20 protein-coding genes are annotated in these 18,703 nt (G+C 65.6%); 5 read left to right on the top strand and 15 right to left on the bottom strand.

The features are described from left to right. Window positions 1-17: 17 nt before the first annotated feature. The 6 genes from rpsO to ASD67_RS07990 are packed head-to-tail and all read right to left on the bottom strand — an operon-like array spanning window position 18 to window position 3,894. Window positions 18-287, bottom strand: a complete 270-nt coding sequence (gene rpsO, locus ASD67_RS08015) for a 30S ribosomal protein S15 (RefSeq protein ID WP_056345752.1) — start codon at window positions 285-287, stop codon at window positions 18-20. Between the two features lie 25 nt (window positions 288-312). Continuing rightward, a complete protein-coding gene (gene truB, locus ASD67_RS08010) occupies window positions 313-1,269 on the bottom strand; it encodes a tRNA pseudouridine(55) synthase TruB (protein WP_056345751.1) in 957 nt (318 codons plus the stop codon). Between the two features lie 31 nt (window positions 1,270-1,300). After that, window positions 1,301-1,720 carry a DUF6491 family protein gene (locus ASD67_RS08005; protein WP_235535606.1) on the bottom strand — a complete coding sequence of 140 codons (420 nt, stop codon included), beginning with the start codon at window positions 1,718-1,720 and terminating at the stop codon, window positions 1,301-1,303. A gap of 43 nt (window positions 1,721-1,763) precedes the next feature. Next, window positions 1,764-2,303 carry a GNAT family N-acetyltransferase gene (locus ASD67_RS08000; RefSeq protein ID WP_056345747.1) on the bottom strand — a complete coding sequence of 180 codons (540 nt, stop codon included), beginning with the start codon at window positions 2,301-2,303 and terminating at the stop codon, window positions 1,764-1,766. Continuing rightward, window positions 2,296-2,898 carry a thymidine kinase gene (locus tag ASD67_RS07995; RefSeq protein ID WP_056345745.1) on the bottom strand — a complete coding sequence of 201 codons (603 nt, stop codon included), beginning with the start codon at window positions 2,896-2,898 and terminating at the stop codon, window positions 2,296-2,298. Before ASD67_RS07995 ends, ASD67_RS08000 begins: the two co-directional genes overlap by 8 nt. 45 nt (window positions 2,899-2,943) lie before the next feature. Further along, a complete protein-coding gene (locus ASD67_RS07990) occupies window positions 2,944-3,894 on the bottom strand; it encodes a bifunctional helix-turn-helix transcriptional regulator/GNAT family N-acetyltransferase (RefSeq protein WP_056345743.1) in 951 nt (316 codons plus the stop codon). Between the two features lie 126 nt (window positions 3,895-4,020). On the opposite strand from ASD67_RS07990, the gene ASD67_RS07985 reads away from it, so the two are divergent. Then, a complete protein-coding gene (locus ASD67_RS07985) occupies window positions 4,021-5,448 on the top strand; it encodes a WS/DGAT/MGAT family O-acyltransferase (RefSeq protein WP_056345741.1) in 1,428 nt (475 codons plus the stop codon). A gap of 12 nt (window positions 5,449-5,460) precedes the next feature. On the opposite strand, the gene ASD67_RS07980 is transcribed toward ASD67_RS07985, so the two are convergent. From ASD67_RS07980 to rimP, 7 genes are all read right to left on the bottom strand, one after another. Continuing rightward, window positions 5,461-6,216 carry a hypothetical protein gene (locus ASD67_RS07980; RefSeq protein ID WP_056345739.1) on the bottom strand — a complete coding sequence of 252 codons (756 nt, stop codon included), beginning with the start codon at window positions 6,214-6,216 and terminating at the stop codon, window positions 5,461-5,463. Then, the gene (gene rbfA / locus ASD67_RS07975; RefSeq protein ID WP_056345737.1) at window positions 6,213-6,611 is read right to left on the bottom strand and encodes a 30S ribosome-binding factor RbfA; all 399 of its coding nucleotides are present in this window, start codon (window positions 6,609-6,611) and stop codon (window positions 6,213-6,215) included. The genes ASD67_RS07980 and rbfA overlap by 4 nt, the downstream gene beginning before the upstream one ends. 3 nt (window positions 6,612-6,614) lie before the next feature. Beyond that, window positions 6,615-7,184 (bottom strand): DUF1697 domain-containing protein, encoded by a 570-nt coding sequence (locus tag ASD67_RS07970; protein ID WP_268798305.1) that lies wholly within the window; start codon window positions 7,182-7,184, stop codon window positions 6,615-6,617. Window positions 7,185-7,371: 187 nt separating this feature from the next. Next, on the bottom strand, window positions 7,372-9,915 hold the full coding sequence (infB, locus tag ASD67_RS07960; RefSeq protein WP_056345729.1) for a translation initiation factor IF-2: 2,544 nt from the start codon (window positions 9,913-9,915) through the stop codon (window positions 7,372-7,374). A gap of 17 nt (window positions 9,916-9,932) precedes the next feature. Further along, window positions 9,933-10,703, bottom strand: a complete 771-nt coding sequence (locus tag ASD67_RS07955; protein WP_056345727.1) for a DUF448 domain-containing protein — start codon at window positions 10,701-10,703, stop codon at window positions 9,933-9,935. After that, window positions 10,684-12,291 (bottom strand): transcription termination factor NusA, encoded by a 1,608-nt coding sequence (gene nusA, locus ASD67_RS07950; RefSeq protein WP_056345723.1) that lies wholly within the window; start codon window positions 12,289-12,291, stop codon window positions 10,684-10,686. Before nusA ends, ASD67_RS07955 begins: the two co-directional genes overlap by 20 nt. Further along, a complete protein-coding gene (gene rimP, locus ASD67_RS07945) occupies window positions 12,291-12,839 on the bottom strand; it encodes a ribosome maturation protein RimP (RefSeq protein WP_056345720.1) in 549 nt (182 codons plus the stop codon). The genes nusA and rimP overlap by 1 nt, the downstream gene beginning before the upstream one ends. 319 nt (window positions 12,840-13,158) lie before the next feature. On the opposite strand from rimP, the gene ASD67_RS07940 reads away from it, so the two are divergent. Next, window positions 13,159-14,052, top strand: a complete 894-nt coding sequence (locus tag ASD67_RS07940; RefSeq protein ID WP_056345717.1) for an FkbM family methyltransferase — start codon at window positions 13,159-13,161, stop codon at window positions 14,050-14,052. Between the two features lie 10 nt (window positions 14,053-14,062). Here ASD67_RS07940 and ASD67_RS07935 read toward each other — a convergent pair whose 3' ends face one another. Next, entirely contained in the window at window positions 14,063-14,569 is a 507-nt protein-coding gene (locus ASD67_RS07935; protein WP_156377612.1) for a hypothetical protein, read from the bottom strand. A gap of 107 nt (window positions 14,570-14,676) precedes the next feature. Between ASD67_RS07935 and ASD67_RS07930 the strand changes: the two genes are divergently transcribed. From ASD67_RS07930 to ASD67_RS07920, 3 genes are all read left to right on the top strand, one after another. Beyond that, on the top strand, window positions 14,677-15,105 hold the full coding sequence (locus tag ASD67_RS07930) for a GFA family protein (RefSeq protein WP_056345712.1): 429 nt from the start codon (window positions 14,677-14,679) through the stop codon (window positions 15,103-15,105). Between the two features lie 172 nt (window positions 15,106-15,277). Beyond that, the gene (locus ASD67_RS07925) at window positions 15,278-16,411 is read left to right on the top strand and encodes a cell wall hydrolase (RefSeq protein ID WP_056345709.1); all 1,134 of its coding nucleotides are present in this window, start codon (window positions 15,278-15,280) and stop codon (window positions 16,409-16,411) included. Between the two features lie 45 nt (window positions 16,412-16,456). Continuing rightward, a complete protein-coding gene (locus ASD67_RS07920) occupies window positions 16,457-16,843 on the top strand; it encodes a VOC family protein (protein ID WP_056345707.1) in 387 nt (128 codons plus the stop codon). 118 nt (window positions 16,844-16,961) lie between these two features. On the opposite strand, the gene ASD67_RS07915 is transcribed toward ASD67_RS07920, so the two are convergent. Further along, complete coding sequence (locus ASD67_RS07915; protein WP_156377611.1) at window positions 16,962-18,677, bottom strand: ATP-binding protein; 1,716 nt, start codon at window positions 18,675-18,677, stop codon at window positions 16,962-16,964. Window positions 18,678-18,703: the final 26 nt, after the last annotated feature.

Genomic DNA, 18,703 nt, shown 5'->3' with positions numbered 1-18,703 from the left:
GGGGCCGCCAGAAACTCTTATTTACGCAAGCCGAGCTTGGCGATGATCGCCTGATAGCGGGCCTCGTCCTTCTTCTTCAGATAGTCGAGGAGGCTGCGGCGCTTGTTGACCATCATCAGCAGCCCGCGGCGGCTGTGATTGTCCTTGTGGTTCGCCTTGAAGTGACCGGTCAGGTTGTTGATGCGGTCGGTCAGGATCGCGACCTGGACTTCCGGCGACCCGGTATCGCCCTTGGTGCGGGCATTGTCGTTGATGACTTCGGTTTTACGCTCGGCGGTAATCGACATATATCTGTTCCTCGAACATCATGGCTTAAAGATTGAAGCCGCGCACGACCTTCAGCGTTCCCGCCAAAGCCTCGATCAGGGCGATCGGACGATTGTCGTCGTCGCGTCCCCAATAGAGCCCGTCGTCCGTAGCTACCCCGGTCCAGACACGACCCTGACGGATCGCCCCTGCCGCTTCCGGGGAAAGGTTCAGAGCCGGGATGTCGACCAGCCCTGCCTCAAGCGGCAGAATGACTTCTGATTGGGCGGCGCCTTGGCCGAACGCGTTCAATTTGTCCAGCGAAATCGCCTGTTCCAGATCGAACGGTCCGGCCCTGGTGCGGCGGAGCATGGTGACGTGGCCGACGGTGCCGACCGCATGCGCGATATCGCGCGCGAGGCTGCGGATATAGGTGCCCTTGGAGACATGCGCGGTGAGGGTGATTTCTTTAAGCCGCGCTCCCCCGTCATCGTCACCCCGGACTTGATCCGGGGTCCATGCTTCCGTCGCCGCAATGGATGCCGGATCAAGTCCGGCATGACGAAGGGAATAGATCGTAACGCCCCGCGCCTTCATCTCGACCGCTTCGCCCTTGCGCGCCAGGTCATACGCCCGCTGGCCGTCGATCTTGATCGCGCTGTACGCTGGCGGCACCTGTTCGATCGGCCCGGTGAAGCGCGGTAACACCGCCGCGATGTCGGCCAGCGTCGGCCGCACGTCGCTCGTCGCGACGACTTCGCCCTCGGCATCGAGCCCGTCGGTCTGGACGCCGAAGCGGATCGTGAAGTCGTAGATCTTGCTCGCGTCGAGCATCCGCCCGCACAGCTTGGTCGCCTCGCCGAGCGCGATCGGCAGCACCCCGGTCGCGAGCGGGTCGAGCGTCCCGCCATGGCCGACCTTGACCTTGCCCAGCCCCGCCTCGCGGCACACGCGCTTGACCGCGCCGACCGCCTGCGTCGAGCCGAGCCCCAGGGGTTTGTCGAGGATGATCCAGCCGTTCATCGCCGCGCTCTATGGCGCGGCGCCGCCAGCGTCAATTTGACTCGGCGGCTTTCGCGGCGGCCTTCGCTTCCTTGGCCAGCTTCAACCGCTGCTTGCGCAGCAGCGGCTTTTCGGCGGTGACGAAGGAGGTGAAAGCGCAGCGCTGGCCGTTGACGATGATCGCGCCGAACTTGTCGAGCCGTGCGGTGCCGTGCGTGTCGATCGCGATCGCCTGAACGAAATCCAAATCGGGGCAATAGCCGGTGAGCTTGGCATAATACCAGTCGCGGCGCTGGTCCTCGATCCAGATGCCGTCGTCGCCGTCAGCCTCGAAATTGCGGACGGTGCCATAAGCAGGAAAGGCGATGCTGGCCTCGACGCCGATTTCGCGCGGCGACGCGGGCTCGGCGGCCGCCGCTGCCGAAAGGGGGAGCAGCAAGGCGGCCAGGGAGAGTGCGAGTTTCTGTTTCATGATGGCATCCCCCTACCAGGTCGAGTCTGAACCGGTGCTGACCCTAGCGCGCCACCCACTCATCCGCGAGCAGCGACCAGAGCGCGGTGTCGCGCACATATCCGGTCCAGGTGATGCGTTCCGAGCGCAGCGTGCCCTCCTTGGTGCAGCCCAGTTTCGCGACCGCGGCCTGGCTGCGCGTGTTGCGCTCGTCGATGCGGAACTCGATGCGGCGGATGCCGACCGCGAAGGCATGGTCGAGCATCAACTGCTTCACCCGCCCGTTGAAGCCGGTGCCGCGCGCATCCGGATGGATATAGGAGTTGCCGACCTCGACCGTCTGCGCGGACATATCGGGGCGCAGCCAGGCGGTCATGCCGATGAGCCTGTCGCCGTCGAAGATCGCATAGGGCATGCGGCCGCCCTTGCCGATCAGCGTATCGAAGCTCGCGTCGAAATGCCCGGGGCCGAAGCTCGACGAATAGATCGGCCAGATATCGGCATCGGCGGCGCACGCTATGCGCAGCGCGTCGCGATGCGCCTCGGCCAGCTTTACGAGTTTGAGGTCGCCGTCGGCGAGTTCGACATAGAGGCGGTCAAGCATCGGTCAGCGCCGCCGCGGCCTCGCGCCGTTTCGCCATGAAATGGCGTCGGCACATCGCGACATAGCGGTCGTTGCCGCCGATCTCGGTCTGCGCGCCCGCGACCACCGCGCGGCCCGCCTCATCGACGCGCAGGTTCATCGTCGCCTTGCGCCCGCATTCGCACACCGCCTTCAGCTCGACGAGCGCGTCGGCAATGCCGAGCAGGGCGGCAGACCCGGGGAAGAGCTCGGCCGAAAAATCGGTGCGCAGGCCGTAGCAGAGGATCGGGATATTGGCCTCGTCGGCGAGCGTCGCGAGCTGGAACACCTGCGCCTTGGTCAGGAATTGCGCCTCGTCGACAAGAACGCAGGCGAGCGGACGCTGGCGGTTCTCGGACAGCACCGCGGCGGCGATGTCGCTGTCTGGATCGAATTTATGCGCCTCGGCCATCAAGCCGATGCGGCTCGTCACCTGCCCCGCGCCGTACCGGTCGTCGAGCGCCGCGGTCCACAGCATCGTTTCCATGCCGCGCTCGCGATAGTTGAAATCCGCTTGCAACAGCGTCGTCGATTTGCCGGCGTTCATGCTGGCATAGTAGAAATAGAGCTTGGCCATGGCGCCCAATAGCGCGGGCGCCGGCCTTGTACCAGTTGTCAGGATCTAAAGCGCGAGACGCCAATGCTCGCTCTGTTCGGGCTTGCCGAATTCGTCGTGGGTCTCGACCTTTTCGATGACGAAACCAAGATCCGCATAGATGGCGCGCGCCGGTGCGAGGACCGTGTGCGTCCAGAGCACCAGTTCGGCATAGCCCGCGCCGCGCGCGAAAGCGATGCAGCGCCCGACGAGATCGCGGCCGAGACCATGGCCCCGCGCCGCGGCGTCGACATAGAGCAGGCGCAGCCGCGCCACGCTGTCCGACTCGGCGACGAGGAAGACGCTGCCGAGCAGTTCGCCATGCCGTTCGGCGACCCAGCATTGTTCGCGGCCGGCCTGAAAATCGCGAACGAAGCGGCTCGTGATCTCACCGACCAGCACCTCCATCGCATCGCCCCATCCATAGGCGTGGCGATAATAGACCGCCTGTTGCGCGGTGATCAGCCCCATGTCGCCCGGTCGCCACAGGCGGACCGTCGGCGGCGGCAGCGGCGTACCCGCCAGCCGTGCCTCGATCCATGCCAGTCGCTCGGCAAGCCCGGCCTGCTCGTCGCGCGACAGATGCGCGAGCGTTGCCGATGTCGACGCGGCAGTGGTGCGATCGAGGTCCGAAAACAGCGCCTCGCCCGCGGCGGTCAGCCGGATCGGATGCTCGCGCGCGTCGGCACCGCGCGTCCGCGCGATCCAGCCCTGTTGGGCAAATCGGCGCAATATGCGGCTGAGATAGCCGGGGTCGACCGACAGCGTCTCGACGATCCGCTTCGAGACGACCGGCTGCCCCGTGGCGATTTCATAGAGGATGCGCGCCTCGATCAGCGACAGCTCGCTGCCCATATAGCCGGGGCCGAGCACCCCGGCGAAGCGCGTGTAGAAGCGGTTGAAACGGCGCAGGGCGGCCGTGGCGGCGTCGGGTGCCTGCGCCTGATCGTCCGGCTGGGGAAGGTTGACCGATGGCATGGCGCTTCGATGCGCCATTTACTTGACGTTGTCAACTAACTGGCATGGACCGCCCGCTTGACTCGGCCGCCCCCCCTGCCATGCTGCGCACAATAAACGCAGCACATACAGTGGGGAGAGCTGCCGATGCGCCTGATGCCGATCAGCGATGCGATGTTTCTGGTGGGGGAAAGCCGGGAGATGCCGATGCATATCGGCGGCATCAACCTTTACACCCTACCCGACGATGTCGACGAGACCGACTGGCTGAACGAACAGCTTGCGCTGCTCCGCCAGTCCGAAGGTCTGCGGCGGCCGTTCAGCGAAGTCCTGAAGCTGACCGCGCTCGGCCAATATGGGCCGATCCGGCTTGAACCCGACCGCGACATCGACATGCATTACCATGTCCGCGCCTCGGCGCTGCCCAAGCCCGGCCGCTATCGCGAGATGTTCGAGCTCGCCTCGCGGCTCCATTCGGGGCTGCTCGACCGCACGCGGCCTTTGTGGGAAATTACGCTGATCTCGGGCCTGCCCAATCGACAGATCGCGACCTTCAAGAAAATCCATCACGCGCTGATGGACGGCGCGGCGAGCATCCATTTCTACAATTCGATGCTGTCGCCCGACCCCAAGGAACGGCGCACCGCCTCTCCGCTCTCGGTCGAGGCCTATGAAGCCTATAAGCGCAAATTCCCGCAGCCGAAAAAGGCGCCGCGCCCCAGCCTGACCGACATCGCCGCGATCGGCGATTTCCTGAAGGAGCAATGGGGCAACAGCGTTGGGGTGACCAAGGCGCTCAACCAATATGTCGCGGCGATGGTCGGGCTCGGCGGCGAGGGGCTCGTCACGCCGTTCGCGGGCGTGCCGCGCACCAGCTTCAACCGCAACATCACCGGCGCGCGCCGCTTCGTCGCGCAGAGCTGGTCGCTCGAACGCGTACGGCGGGTCGGCAAGGCCTATGACGGCACGATCAACGACGCGGTGCTCGGCATGTGCGCGGGCGCGATGCGCAAATATCTGCAGTCGCTGAACGAGCTGCCCGACAAGCCGCTGAAAGCCATGGCGCCGGTGTCGATCCGGCCCAAGGACGATATCGATTCGGGCAATTCGGTCGCGTCGGTGACCGCGAACCTCGCGACGCATATCGACGACCCGGCGACGCGCATGGCGGCGATCCAGGAATCGATGAACTCGGCGAAGGCGCAGCTGCGCGCGATGACCGCGTCGCAGATCCAGCTCTATACCGCGATCACCAGCTTTCCGATGATGCTCACCGCGCTGACCCGCACCGCCGACAAATTCCCGGCCTATTCGGTGACGATCTCGAACGTCCCCGGCCCGCGCGAGCAGATGTACTGGAACGGCGCGCGCCTCGACGGCATGTACCCCGCGAGCATCCCTGTCGACGGCATGGCGATGAACATCACCCAGGTGTCGAATTTCGAGAATATCGACTTCGGCATCACCGCGTGCCGCCGCAGCGTGCCGCACGCGCAGCGGATGATCGACTATCTGGAGGAGGCGCTGGTCGAGCTGGAGCAAGCGGCGGGGATCAAGGCGGGGAAGGGCAAGTAGGCGCCCTTAGCATCAGAAATCCGCATAGGGGCCATCGGCCGGGAAATCCCATTTGCCGTCATCCGGCAGCAGACGGATCGAATCCGCGACGACCGCGCCGGTGTCGACATCCGAGATCATCAGGAACGGTGTCCATTGCTGGTCGGCGGGGATCGGTCCCGACATGTCGCCATAAAAGACGCACATGTCGGGGCGCGTCACATAGGCCCATGCGAGCCGCCGCCCGTCGCGCGACCATTTGATGCCGCTTCCCGATGCCTCCATCTTGTCGATGGGAAGGCACGGAGAAATGCGGTGCGCTTGGGCCAGACCTGCATCGAGATGGCGGCGATGCTCGACGACCCCGGAAGGCGTAATCTCGAACACGCGGGGCTGCTCTAGGCCGGACCCCAGCCAATGATTGATCAGAAACCAGTCGCGCCGCGGCGACCATCGCAGCACGAACGGCATGCTGTCATTGAGTGTGGGGATCGAACCAATGATGCGCCCGCTCGCGTCCTCGATCCGAACGTCGTAGATTTCTCGCTCGCCGCCCGCGGCCGGCGTCTGAACGATCTTCCAGCGCCCATCGGGCGAGGTTGCCGACCGCGGGCACATGACCATGAACTGCACACTGCCGTCGGGGTTGGCGCCGCTGTTGTTGCAATCGGCATCGAGCGCACCCCGCGCAACATGCCATTCTTGCTCGCCGCCGGACAGCCACACGCCGAGAGCCACAGCGATCGCGATCAGAGTCGCGCTCACCACGGCGATCCAGCGCGCCCTCATTCGGCGTCCCTGTCCTCCAAATCCCGCGCCACCTTGGGATCGCGCAGCAATTTTTCGATGTGGCTCGCCTCGTCGAAGCTTTCGTCGCTCAGGAATTTCAGCTTCGCGGCATATTTCATGCGCATCTTTTCGGCGACGCTCTTTTGCAGCCAGGCGGTGTTGGTGCGCAGCGCCTTGAGCACCGCCTCCTCCTCCTTGCCGAGCAAAGATTTGATGAACACCGTCGCGTGGCGCAGGTCAGGCGACATGCGGACTTCGGTGACGCTCACCGGATGCCGGGTGAGCACATCGTCATGGACGTCGCCGCGCGCGAGGATTTCGCTGAGCAGGTGGCGCACCTGTTCGCCGACGCGCAGCGCGCGGACCGAGGGGCCTTTGTCCTTTTCGGTCTTCATCGCCTAACCCTTTGCCTCTTCGTCCAGTTTCGCGACGATCCGCGCGATCGAGCGCATGTTACGCGCGGTGCCTTTGCATCCCAAGCGCCTTTCGATGAAGGCGCCGGTCAGCTTGCTGTCAGCGACGCCGTCGCCATAGTCGAGGAACAGCATGCGCTTGCCGAGCGCCAGTTTCTCGCCCCCGCGGCCAAGATGATCGCCGACCAGCTGCTCGAACTGCGCCGGTGTCGGCTGATCGCTCAGGAACATCGTATGGACGAACTTGTCCTCGTTCGTGCCCGCGAACGGATTGTCCGAAATCGCCGACGCCAGTTCGTCCCGGTCGCGCACGAGCACCGCGCTCGTCATGTCGAAGCGATCGTCGACCATCAGGCCAAGCTTTTCCTCAAGCCCGCGCGTCGGCCGCGCATCATGGTCGAACAGCACATTGCCGCTTGCCACGACGGTCTCGACATTGCTGAAGCCCTCGGCCTCGAACGCCGAGCGCAGGTCGACCATCTTCAGCCGGTTGCCGCCGACGTTGATGCTGCCGAACAAGGCGACGTAACGAGCGATATCGAGAGCCTCACCCAAGGAAATAGGGATGCACGGCCTGCCAAAGACCGTGCCCCGCTGCCACAAACACCACGCTCAGCCCAGCGCCGAGAGGAAGGCACCCGAACAAGCAGCCGTCGCCGAGGCATCCGAGAGCCTCGCGCTCCCACCCCGCCGCGTCGTCGTCCTGCTGGTCCGCGCCCTCCCCGGCCATGCCACCTCGCCGTTACAGCGTCCGTTCGCGCATCTCGACTTCGAACACTTCCAGGTTGTCGCCGGCCTTGATGTCGTTGGTATCCGACAGCACGACACCGCATTCCAGACCGGCGCGCACTTCGGCGACGTCGTCCTTGAAGCGGCGGAGCGACGCGATGGTCGTTGCCGAGACGATGACGTCGGCGCGCGTGAGGCGTGCGTGCAGCCCCTTGCGGATGACGCCTTCGAGCACGAGCAGACCCGCAGCCTTGTCGCGCTTGCCGGCTGGGAAGACGTCCTTGACCTCGGCACGCCCAACGACGGTTTCGATCCGCTCCGGACCCAGCTCGCCCGCCATTTCCTTCCGGATCTCGTCCGTCAGGTGATAGATGACGTCGTGATAGAGGAAGCGCACTTTTTCGCGCTTGGCGATCTCGCGCGCCTTGGCGTTCGGACGGACGTTGAAGCCGATGATCGGCGCCTTGGTCGCCGCCGCCAGCGTCACATCGCTTTCGGTGATGGCGCCAGCACCCGAATGGAGCACGCGAACGCGGATCTCGTCGGTCGACAGCTTGTTGAGCGCATTGACGATCGCCTCGACGCTGCCCTGCACATCGCCTTTGATGACCACCGGATACTGGATGACATTGGTCTTGTCGGCCAGCGCCTCGAACATGCCCTCGAGGCTGACCGGTGCCTGAACGGTGCGCTTGCGGGTCGCCTGTTCCTGGCGATAGGCCGCGACTTCGCGCGCGCGCGCCTCGTTCTCGACGACGGTGAGGATGTCGCCCGCCATCGGCACACCGCCGAGGCCGAGCACCTCGACCGGCATCGACGGACCGGCGGTCTTGATTTGCTGCCCCTTGTCGTCGATCAGCGCGCGAACGCGGCCGCTTTCGGCGCCGCAGACGAAGATGTCGCCGACCTTGAGCGTGCCGCGGCGAACGAGAATCGTCGCCACCGGACCGCGGCCCTTGTCGAGCTTGGCCTCGATCACCGTGCCTTCGGCGGCGCGGTCGGGATTGGCCTTGAGCTCCATGATCTCGGCCTGCACCGCGATCGCTTCGAGCAATTTGTCGAGGCCGGTCTTCTTGAGCGCCGACACTTCGACATTCTGCACGTCGCCGCCCATTTCCTCGACCACCAGCTCATGTTCGAGCAGGCGTTCGCGGACGCGTTGCGGGTTGGCGCCTTCCTTGTCGACCTTGTTGATCGCGACGATGATCGGCACGCCGGCCGCCTTCGCATGCTTGATCGCCTCGATCGACTGCGGCTTGAGCCCGTCGTCGGCGGCGACCACCAGGATGACGATGTCGGTGACGTTGGCGCCGCGCTGGCGCATTTCGGTGAACGCCTCGTGACCCGGAGTGTCGAGGAAGGTCACCAGGCTGCCGTCGGGGGTCTTCACCTGATAGGCGCCGATATGCTGGGTGATGCCGCCGGCTTCGCCGGCCTGCACATTGGCCCCGCGCAGCGCGTCGAGCAGCGACGTCTTGCCGTGATCGACATGGCCCATGATCGTGACGACCGGCGCGCGCGCCTTCAGATGATCGGCATCGTCGACATCCTCGTCGTGGCGGATGTCGATATCGCCTTCGCTGACGCGCGTGATCTCGTGCCCGAATTCGGTGACGAGCAGTTCGGCGGTGTCCTGGTCGATCGTGTCGGTGCTGGCCGACGGGACGCCCATCTTGAACAGCGCCTTGACCAGGTCGCTGGTCTTTTCGGCCATGCGGTTGGCGAGATCCTGAACCGTGATGCTTTCGGGCACGACGACTTCGCGGACCTGCTTCTCGCGCGGACCCGACGAGGTGGTGTGCGAACGCTTTTCCTTTTCGCGGGCGCGCTTCAGCGCCGCAAGGCTGCGGGCGCGCGCGCCCTCGTCGTCGTTCAACGCGCGGGTGACGGTCAGTTTGCCCGACTGGCGCCGATTGTCGGCACCGCGGTTCGCCTTGGGTTCGGGGCGCTTGGGTTCGGGACGCTTCGGCGCCTCGACCGGGGTGAAGCGTCGCGGCGCGGGGGCCGCGCTCGGCGCGGCGCGGGGGGCCGGCGCAGATGCCGGTGCCGGTGCCGCTTCGGCTTCCTCGGCCTTGGCGACGGGCGCTTCCACGGCGGGTGCCGCTTCGACCGCAGGCGCGGCGACGGGTTCGGCCACCGGCGCTTCGGCGCGGGCCTTTTGTTCCTCGGCGGCGCGGACGCGCGCGGCCTCTTCGCGGCGGCGCGTTTCTTCCTGCGAATTCATGCGCGCCTCTTCGGCCTCGCGCAGCAGCTGCGCCTGGCGTTCCTGGCGCGACATCAGGCTGTCATTCTCGCTCGCACGCTTCGGCGCGGGGGGAGCTGGCGCAGGGGCCGGCGCAGGGGCGGGCGCAGGCGCCGGAGCGGCCTGAACCTCTTCGACCACCGGCTCGGGCGCGGCTTCGCCGGGACGACCGAGCACGCGGCGACGCTTCACCTCGACCACCACCGTATTGCGGCGGCCGTGGCTGAATTGCTGCTGCACCTGTCCGGCCTCGACCGTCCGCTTCAGCCCCAGGGGCTTGCGGGTAAGGGTCGGTTTGTCCTGTTCGTCACTCATCGAAAACCATCATTCCTTCAAAACGCGTCCGAAGCGGCGGTGCCATCTGGCCCCGCCCCAATTTCTGCCCCATCGTCGGACGACGGGTTGTGCGGGTCGGAATCGCGGTTGGCCGCGTCCCTACTCCATCCTGTGAAAAACTGCCAGCGGCTCAAATGCGCAAGCACACGCGCCGCGGCGCGGGCATCGGTTATCGCCAGATGCACCGCATTCTCGCGCCCCAATGCCATAGATAGGGTGCCGCGGTCCACCGGCAAGACCCGCCCCTCGCGGCCCGAGCCCTCATCGTCCTCGCCGACCCGCCACGCCTGCGCCAGTTTCTTGCGCCCGTCCTCGCCCGCATCGCTGGCATGGAGGAGCAGGCGAACCTGGCCCTTGCGCGCCGCGGTTTCGATCTTTTCATTGCCGCTCAGCAAGGTGCCCGAGCGCGATTCGAGCCCCAGCCGGTCGAGCGTCGCGCGCTCGAGCTGCGCCGCGATGCGTGCCCCGAGGTCGTCGGGGATGGTGAACTGGCCCTCGTGCAACGTACGCGCGAGCCCGCTCTTCAGCTTGCCCTTCGCCTGCGCCGCTTCGAGTTCAGCACGGGTGACGCCGATCCACGCGCCGCGCCCCGGCGCCTTGCCATGGACGTCGGGCGCGATGCTGCCGTCGGGGCCGAGCGCCAGGCGCACGAGTTGCTCCGCCGGCGAAACCTCACCGGTGATGACGCAGCGCCGCTCGGGCACATGCTGGCCGCGCCGACCAGCGCGGTCTGGTTCGCTCAGTTGATCATTGTGCGGGGTCCGCATCAGCGGCCTCCCCGGTTGCGGGTTCGTCTTCGAACCAGTGCGCGCGCGCCGCCATGATGATCTCGTTGCCCTGCTCTTCGGACAGGCCATATTCGCCGAGCACGCCGCCCTTGTCCTCGGTGCGCTCGCGCGCCGGACCGCGGCGGTTGTCCTGACGCTTCTTGGCGATCAGCTCGTCGGTCGCAAGGTCGGCGAGGTCGTCGAGCGTCTTGATCCCGGCCTTGCCGAGCACGACGAGCATCGCTTCGGTCAGGTGCGGGATTTCGGCGAGATCGTCCTCGACACCCAGGCCGCGGCGTTCCTGGCGCGCGGCCTCTTCGCGGCGCTCAAGCGCTTCGGTGGCGCGGCTCTGCAGTTCCTGGCCGAGTTCGTCGTCGAAACCCTCGATGCTCGCCAGCTCGTCGAGCGACACATAGGCCACTTCCTCGAGTTCGCCGAAGCCTTCGGCGACGAGCAGCTGCGCGAGTGTTTCGTCGACGTCGAGCTCTTCCTGGAACATCGTCGAGCGTTCGACGAATTCGCGCTGGCGCTTCTCGCTCGCGTCGGCCTCGGTCATGATGTCGATCTGGCTGCCGGTCAGCTGGCTGGCGAGACGGACATTCTGGCCGCGGCGGCCGATGGCGAGCGACAGCTGGTCGTCGGGAACGACGACTTCGATGCGGCCGTCGTCCTCGTCGATCACGACGCGCTGCACCGTCGCCGGCTGGAGCGCGTTGACGACGAAGGTCGCGGTGTCCTCGGACCAGGGGATGATGTCGATCTTTTCGCCCTGCATTTCCTGGACGACCGCCTGGACGCGGCTGCCCTTCATGCCGACGCAGGCGCCGACGGGATCGATCGAGCCGTCATAGCTGATGACGCCGATCTTGGCGCGCGAGCCCGGGTCGCGGGCGGCGGCCTTGATCTCGATGATGCCGTCGTAGATTTCGGGCACTTCCTGCGCGAACAGCTTTTTCATGAAGTCGGGGTGTGCGCGGCTGAGGAAAATCTGGGGGCCGCGGTTTTCGCGGCGCACCGACAGGATCAGCGCGCGAACGCGGTCGCCGACGCGCATCAGTTCGCGCGGGATCTGCTGGTCGCGGCGGATGACACCTTCGGCGCGGCCGAGGTTGACGACGATGTGGCCGAATTCGACCGATTTGACGACGCCGGTGATCAGCTCGCTGGCGCGGTCCTTAAACTCTTCATACTGGCGTTCGCGGTCGGCTTCGCGGACCTTCTGGAAGATCACCTGCTTCGCCGACTGGGCGTCGATGCGGCCAAGGTCGACTGCGGGCAGCGGGTCGACGATGAAGTCGCCGAGCTGGGCGTCCTTCTGCAGCTTCTGCCCGGCGGTGAGGTCGACCTGCTTGAAATAATCCTCGACGGTCTCGACGACCTCGACGACGCGCCACAAACGAAGATCGCCGGTCTGGACGTCGAGCTTGGCGCGGATGTCGTTCTCGGCGCCGTAGCGGGCGCGCGCCGCGCGCTGGATCGCTTCCTCGATCGCCTCGATGACGATGCCCTTGTCGATCATCTTCTCGCTGGCCACAGAATTGGCAATGGCGAGCAGCTCGGCGCGGTTGGCGGAAATGGCAGTGGCCATCAGTCCTGTCCTTCTTCTTCCAGTTCGTCCGCGCCGTCGAGCGACAGCGGGATGGTTGCGGCAATCAATTTGTCGGTGAGGACGAGCTTTGCCGTGTCGATCGCATCGAACGGCAGCTTGTACTCGACCTCTTCCTTGTCGACGATGGTGACGAGGTCATCGCCATCGATCCCGGCGAGCAGCCCGTTGAAACGCTGACGCCCGTTCAATTTTTCCTTGAGCGTGACCTTCGCCTCATGCCCCGCCCAGTCGGCGAAGTCGCTGTGGCGGGTCAGCGGCCGGTCGATGCCGGGCGACGACACTTCGAGGCGGTACGCCACCTCGATCGGGTCCTTGCCCGCTTCCTCGAGCGCGTCGAGCTGGGCCGAGATGCGGCGCGACAATTCGGCGCAATCCTCGATCGTCAGCTGGCGCGTCTCCGGCCGTTCGGCCATCACCTGCAGCGTCGGATCGCTATCGCCGCCAAAAAAGGCGACGCGCACCAGCGCAAGGCCGAGTGCTTCGGCTTCGGGGGCGATGATCGCATTGAGGACGTCGAGATCGGCCAAGCGGGTCTTTCAAAACGGTTGGGCGGAAAACCATGCGGGAATAGCCGCCGCGGCCCGCGGCCCCGACGTCCCAACTGGCTAACCATGTCAAGAAGTAGGGCGCATATAGGCGGTGCGGGGGATTCGGGCAAGGGGGAATGCCGCCGGCTGTGGAGGCCCGGAGCCAACCCCGCATCGCCATACCAAATGGTGGCGGCCATCAACGCCTTCCCCCCTTGCCTTTTCGCAATTCCACCCAGCGAACGCGGCCCTTTTGGTATCGCCATTTTCATACTATTTTTCCGCGACTTCCTATGTCGCAAGCTGTTATGCTAACGACATGCAAGCCCAAAACGCCAGCTCGCCCGCGCCCCGGCCCTTTGCCGACCTGATCGATGGAGCCAGCGATTTCGGGCCGCTTCCGCCCAAGGCCAACCCGATGTCGGGGGTCTATATGGGGCGGGAAATCGTGATGACCCAATTGTGGACCGGGCATAGCTTTCTCGCGTCGACCCGCGACATGATCGTTACGCCCAACATCCTCCACTTCGGGATGGTCGAACCGCACAACAGCCGGCTGCTCGTTTCCTTGATCCGGCCCGGCGACGTCGTCGTCGACGTCGGGGCGAACACCGGTTTTTATTCGGTGCTCGGCGCGTGGCGCGCGCAGCCGGGTGGCCAGCTCTGGGCGTTCGAGCCAAATCCGACCGCCTATGCGCTGATGTCCGACAATCTGCACAACAATGGTTTTGGCGGTATCGCCCGCCGCCATCGCATCGCGCTATCGAACCGTCAGGGCGAGGCGATGCTGCGTGTCTTTCCGGGCTATGAGGCGACCTCGACGATCCGCGACATCTCCTCGGCCTTTGTCGAACATACCGAACGCGAAACGGGACGCGCCTCGCATGAAGTCGCGGTGCCGGTCGACACGCTCGACGCGGTCATGCACGGCTGCCCCGGGATCGATTTCATGAAAATGGACGCCGAGGGTCATGAACCCGAAATCATCGACGGCGCGCGCGAGATATTGGCGCGGTCGAAAAATCTGAAGATGCTGATGGAGTTCGTGCCCCCGATCCTGGACGCGGAAAAGGCGCGGGCAATGCTGAGAACGCTTCGCGAATTGGGGCTGATCATCTACCGGCTCGACACCGATGCGAATCTGACGCGATACGACGATGACGACGCGTTGATGGCAATCGATTTTTCGGATCTGGTTGTCGTCAGGCCCTGATCACGTCCGGTCAGCCCTCTGTTTCCACCACGATATGTGGCCACTGCCCCGCGAGCCGTTCGGCCCAGCGCTCATAAGGCCAGGGAATGACCTCGGCATCGAACCAGAACAACCGTTCGCCCTCGACATCATAAAGCGACACCGCGTCATCGCTCTCGTCCTGCCGCACGATGCGGATCTTGCCGATGCGCGAGGGGTGGATGCGCCCTTCGTCGCCACCCGACGCGCCAACCCGTCCCTGCCACCAGACAAGATCGCCGGTCGCGGGATCGACGAAGCTGCCACGGTTCGGGTTGGCGAGCATGTTGAGCGCGGCGCCGAGTCCGACCAGCGCCCCGAAACCCTGCGCCAGCGGCACCAGCCAGGGCGCGCACTCGCGGCCGTCCGCGCTGCAATTGTCCTCGGGATCGACCGCCGACCCCGCCCAGAAAAAGGCGAGGCCGAAGGCGAGCAGCAGCCACATGCGGTAGTCGGTTCGCGCGCTGCGCCGATAGCTGGGAATGGCGGTGCCGGTCATGGCGATGCCATAGCCCGCCGGCGTCAACGACCGCCTAACGGCCGGCAGCATTTCCCTTTTGGATGACGCTTGCTAAAAAACCGCGAGCGCGGCGAACGGAGGCTCCTATGACGGCGGCAAACAAACTCGAAGGCCAGTGCCTGTGCGGCGCGGTGACGGTGCGGATGACGCCGCCCGAACCGCATGTCGATGCCTGTCACTGCGGCATGTGCCGGCGCTGGGGCGGCAGCGCCCTGCTGTCGTTGCGCATGGTCACCGACCCCGAGATCGAGGGGGCCGAGCATATCACCCGCTATGCCTCCTCCGAATGGGCCGAGCGCGGCTTTTGTCGCCAATGCGGGACGCACCTGTTCTTTTTCTATAAGCCGAAAGCGAGCTACTCCTTCACCTCGGGGTTGTTCGGCGGCGCCGATGGCTTTGCCATGGTCGAAGAAATCTTCATCGACGAAAAGCCCGCCTATTATGCGTTCACCGGGACGCGCGAACGGCTGACCGGGGCCGAGGTGATGGCGAAATTCGGGGTCGGCGAAAGCTGACCGGCGGCACGGCACCGCACCGCCCGGGGCATAAGCATGCGATACAATCCTGTCCCCGTGCGGGACACCCTCGGCGCCGCGCAACATTTTGTTCGCACCTCGCGGCATAAGACAGGCTGCCGGACCCCGCGCGAATCGGTCGCACGGAGCGGGCACGAGACGCATTTGACGCATGAAGCCCGAACTCAACCTGACGGCGCGATCGCCCTGGCTCGACCCGGCGCGCGATGCCGCGCCGCGCGGACCCCGGCGGCGCTGGTGGATCGGCCTCGCCTTCGCCAGCCTGCTCGCCTGTTTCGCACTCGTCGCGACGACGGGGCAGCTGCGCGCCTATGTCCCCGGCCCCTATAGCGTCAGCGTCCCGCTGACTTTCAAAGTCTACGACCCCACTCGCTGGGCGATCATGAACGCGGGGGACTATGAGGACGCGCTGAAACTCGACCCGACGCTTCCCGATCCGGGCAGCGTCGGATGGGCCGACGCGACCGCAACCCCCGGGGTCGATCCCGCAACGCTGCGCCAGGAGGCCTTCGTCGGACCGCCCGCCAAACCCTATGTGTTTCGCGGCGTCACCGCGCTCGACCGCGAACGCGCCCATTATTGCCTGACCTCGGCGATCTATTACGAAGCCGCGTCCGAAAGCGACGACGGTATGCGCGGGGTCGCGCAGGTCATCGTCAACCGCGCCCGCCATCCGAGCTTTCCCAACACGATCTGCGGCGTCGTGTTCCAGGGATCGCAGCGCGCCGGGGTGTGTCAGTTCACCTTCAGTTGCGACGGCGCGATGGCGCGCGCGCCGAGCCGCGACAACTGGCTGCGCGCCAGCCGCATCGCGGCGGCGGCGCTCGGCGGCTATGTCTTTCCCGGCGTCGGCCTCGCAACCCATTATCACACCCAGGCGATCTGGCCGCGCTGGGGCAAGAGCCTGGTGATGACCAACATCGTCGGCGCGCATATCTTCCACCGCTGGCGCGGCCGCTGGGGCATGCCCGACGCCTTTCGCGCGCCGTATCTCGGCCGCGAGCCGGTGCCCGGCCCCTATCTGCCGGTCGCCCAGCAGCTCGCGATCCTGAAGGGCCAGGGCGCCGCGCCGACGGGCCTGCTTCCCGAAGGCAGCGGCACGCTCGCGCCGTTGCCCAACGTCGCCCCCGCGCCGACGCCGCAGGCGATGGCGCAAGGCGAACGCGCGATCGGTACCCCGGTGGCGACACCTGCCGCGCCAGCGAAAACCTATGCAGACCCGCGGCTCAACCAGTCGGGACAGGTCCGCGAGGAATATAACAAGAGCGGAGAGTGGATTCGCTGACCCGTTAGGCCTAGCCTGCCCCCATCACCGACAGGGAGGTTTGTCATGGGACATGTGAAGGGCATCGGCGGGCTGTTTTTCCGGTCGAACGACCCGGTCGCGCTCAAGAGCTGGTATCGCGAGCGCCTGGGCATCGGCGGCGGTTGCAGCGCCGACGAGAGCGTCGCGCCCAACGAATGGGTGTGGAACGTCGCGGCAGGGCCGCTCGTCTTCGAACCCGTCAAGGCCGACAGCGACTATTTCCCAGCCGACCGGCAGCATATGATCAACCTGCGCGTCGACAACCTCGACGCCGTGCTCGCCCCGTTTCGCGCTGCGGGCGACGAGGTGATCACCAAACCCGAATGGGATGACCCGAGCCTCGGCCGCTTTGCACGCGTTTTCGATCCCGAAGGCAATCCGATCGAATTGTGGGAACCCGCGGCGGCGTAAGCGGCATCGACCAACAAAGCCTCGTCATTGCGAGGAGCCGAAGGCGACGCGGCAATCCAGGGTCGCGTAACCCGCCATGGATTGCTTCGCTTCGCTCGCAATGACGATGCTTGAAAGCTTATCGTCCCTGGCTGCGCCAGCGTTTGACGACACGTTCGAGGATCTCGGCCTCACCGCCGGTCTCGCGCCACAGTTTCGAGAAGAGCGGATCGCTCGACGCCGGGCGTTTGTCCTCTTCGAGCGTGTCGAGATAGACGCGGATCGGGATCGACACGCCTTCGCCGCAGATGATGCATTCGCGGTTGCGCAGCGCCGGGATCGAATCGATGAAGCCGCGCGCGCCTTCGGGCATTGCCGCCTTGACGAAATGCTGGTCGCGTTCGTTGTTGAGGCGCATCGAGATGATCGTGCCGCACTGCGACAGCACGCCTTCGGCCAAGTCGGACGGGCGCTGGGTGATCAGCCCCAGCGACACGCCATATTTGCGGCCCTCCTTGGCGATGCGTTCGAGGATCTTGCGGACCGCCTGCCCCCCGCCGACGTCCTTCGCCGGAATATAGCGATGCGCCTCTTCGCAGACGAGCAGGATCGGGCGCTGCGGCTCGCCGCGCGACCAGATCGCATAGTCGAAGGTCAGCCGCGACAGCACCGCGACGACGACGGCGGTGATGTCCGAGGGGACCCCCGACACGTCGATGATCGAAATCGGTCGGCCGTCCGACGGCAGGCGAAAGATCTTGCCGATGAAATTGGCCATCGTGTCGGCGACGAGCATGCCCGAGAACATGAAATTGTAACGCGGGTCGGCGCGCATTTCCTCGATCTTGCCCTTGATCCGCATGAAGGGCGCGCTCGATGACGCCTTGTCGAGCCGCCCCATCTCGTTCTGCAGGATGTTGAGCAGGTCGGAGAGCAGATAGGGGATGGGCGAATCGACCGTGAGCTTGGTCATGCCCTCGGCCAGCCGGTTCTTCTGCCGCGCCATCAGCAGGCACTTCGCGAGCACATCGCAGTCGCCCTGGCGATCGCGGCCCTCGCTAGTGACGAACACCTCGCAATGTTCCTCGAAGTTCATCAGCCAATAGGGCATCGCCAGATTGTCGACGTCGAACAAGGCGCCGGTGCCCTTGAAGGCCGCCGAATATTCGCCGTGCGGGTCGATCATCACGATATGGCCCTGCGGCGCGAGTTCGCAGATCTTGTGGAGGATCAGCGCGGCGCTCGTCGATTTACCGGTGCCGGTCGAGCCGAGCAGCGCGAAATGCTTGCCCAGCATCGCGTCGACATAGAGCGACCCGCGAATATCCTTGGTCGGATAGACGGTTCCGATCTCGACATGCGCGCGGTCGTCGGCGGCGTAGATCTGCTTGAGGTCGGCGCTGGTCGCCGCATAGGCTTGGCTGCCGGGAATCGGATAGCGGGTGACGCCGCGGCGGAAATTGTGGATGCGGCCGGTCAGCTTTTCTTCGTCGCCTTCCCCCAGAAAGTCGATCGAGGCAAGGATCAGCCCTTCGCTGCGCTCGTGCAATTGCTGGTCGCGGATGCTGGCGAGCAGCCAGACATTGCCGACGCGAACCTTGATCTGCGCGCCGACCTGGCCCGCCATGGCGACCGCCGGATCGCCCGAATCCGACAGACGCTGCAGCGCCCCTACGTCGAGCAGAATGCGCGAAGCCGAGCCCGAAATATCAATGACTTCGCCGACCAACAGGTCGTCGCGATGATGTACGGCGGCGGGGTTGACCGGCGCTGCGGTCGCGACGCCGCCAGCCAGCCGGACGTGCTGCACCGGCGCAGCTTCCCCGGCCTTGTACCCGCCACCTTGCATATCCATCAAAACTGCCCCGCCTGTGTCGTTTC

Source organism: Sphingopyxis sp. Root1497 (assembly GCF_001427085.1).
Lineage (GTDB): Bacteria > Pseudomonadota > Alphaproteobacteria > Sphingomonadales > Sphingomonadaceae > Sphingopyxis.
The sequence above is the reverse complement of the archived record's forward strand: the minus strand, read 5'-3'. Positions and strand labels throughout refer to the sequence as shown.

Coding starts and splice junctions, on each gene's coding strand:
- ASD67_RS07980 (WP_056345739.1), bottom strand. CDS start 6,216: ATGAGGGCGCGCTGGATCGCCGTGGTGAGCGCGACTCTGATCGCGATC.
- infB (WP_056345729.1), bottom strand. CDS start 9,915: ATGAGTGACGAACAGGACAAACCGACCCTTACCCGCAAGCCCCTGGGG.
- ASD67_RS07935 (WP_156377612.1), bottom strand. CDS start 14,569: ATGACCGGCACCGCCATTCCCAGCTATCGGCGCAGCGCGCGAACCGAC.
- ASD67_RS07955 (WP_056345727.1), bottom strand. CDS start 10,703: ATGCGGACCCCGCACAATGATCAACTGAGCGAACCAGACCGCGCTGGT.
- rpsO (WP_056345752.1), bottom strand. CDS start 287: ATGTCGATTACCGCCGAGCGTAAAACCGAAGTCATCAACGACAATGCC.
- ASD67_RS07995 (WP_056345745.1), bottom strand. CDS start 2,898: ATGGCCAAGCTCTATTTCTACTATGCCAGCATGAACGCCGGCAAATCG.
- ASD67_RS08000 (WP_056345747.1), bottom strand. CDS start 2,303: ATGCTTGACCGCCTCTATGTCGAACTCGCCGACGGCGACCTCAAACTC.
- rbfA (WP_056345737.1), bottom strand. CDS start 6,611: ATGAAGACCGAAAAGGACAAAGGCCCCTCGGTCCGCGCGCTGCGCGTC.
- ASD67_RS07985 (WP_056345741.1), top strand. CDS start 4,021: ATGCGCCTGATGCCGATCAGCGATGCGATGTTTCTGGTGGGGGAAAGC.
- truB (WP_056345751.1), bottom strand. CDS start 1,269: ATGAACGGCTGGATCATCCTCGACAAACCCCTGGGGCTCGGCTCGACG.
- ASD67_RS07915 (WP_156377611.1), bottom strand. CDS start 18,677: ATGGATATGCAAGGTGGCGGGTACAAGGCCGGGGAAGCTGCGCCGGTG.
- ASD67_RS07930 (WP_056345712.1), top strand. CDS start 14,677: ATGACGGCGGCAAACAAACTCGAAGGCCAGTGCCTGTGCGGCGCGGTG.
- ASD67_RS07940 (WP_056345717.1), top strand. CDS start 13,159: ATGCAAGCCCAAAACGCCAGCTCGCCCGCGCCCCGGCCCTTTGCCGAC.
- ASD67_RS07925 (WP_056345709.1), top strand. CDS start 15,278: ATGAAGCCCGAACTCAACCTGACGGCGCGATCGCCCTGGCTCGACCCG.
- ASD67_RS08005 (WP_235535606.1), bottom strand. CDS start 1,720: ATGAAACAGAAACTCGCACTCTCCCTGGCCGCCTTGCTGCTCCCCCTT.
- ASD67_RS07990 (WP_056345743.1), bottom strand. CDS start 3,894: ATGCCATCGGTCAACCTTCCCCAGCCGGACGATCAGGCGCAGGCACCC.
- ASD67_RS07920 (WP_056345707.1), top strand. CDS start 16,457: ATGGGACATGTGAAGGGCATCGGCGGGCTGTTTTTCCGGTCGAACGAC.
- nusA (WP_056345723.1), bottom strand. CDS start 12,291: ATGGCCACTGCCATTTCCGCCAACCGCGCCGAGCTGCTCGCCATTGCC.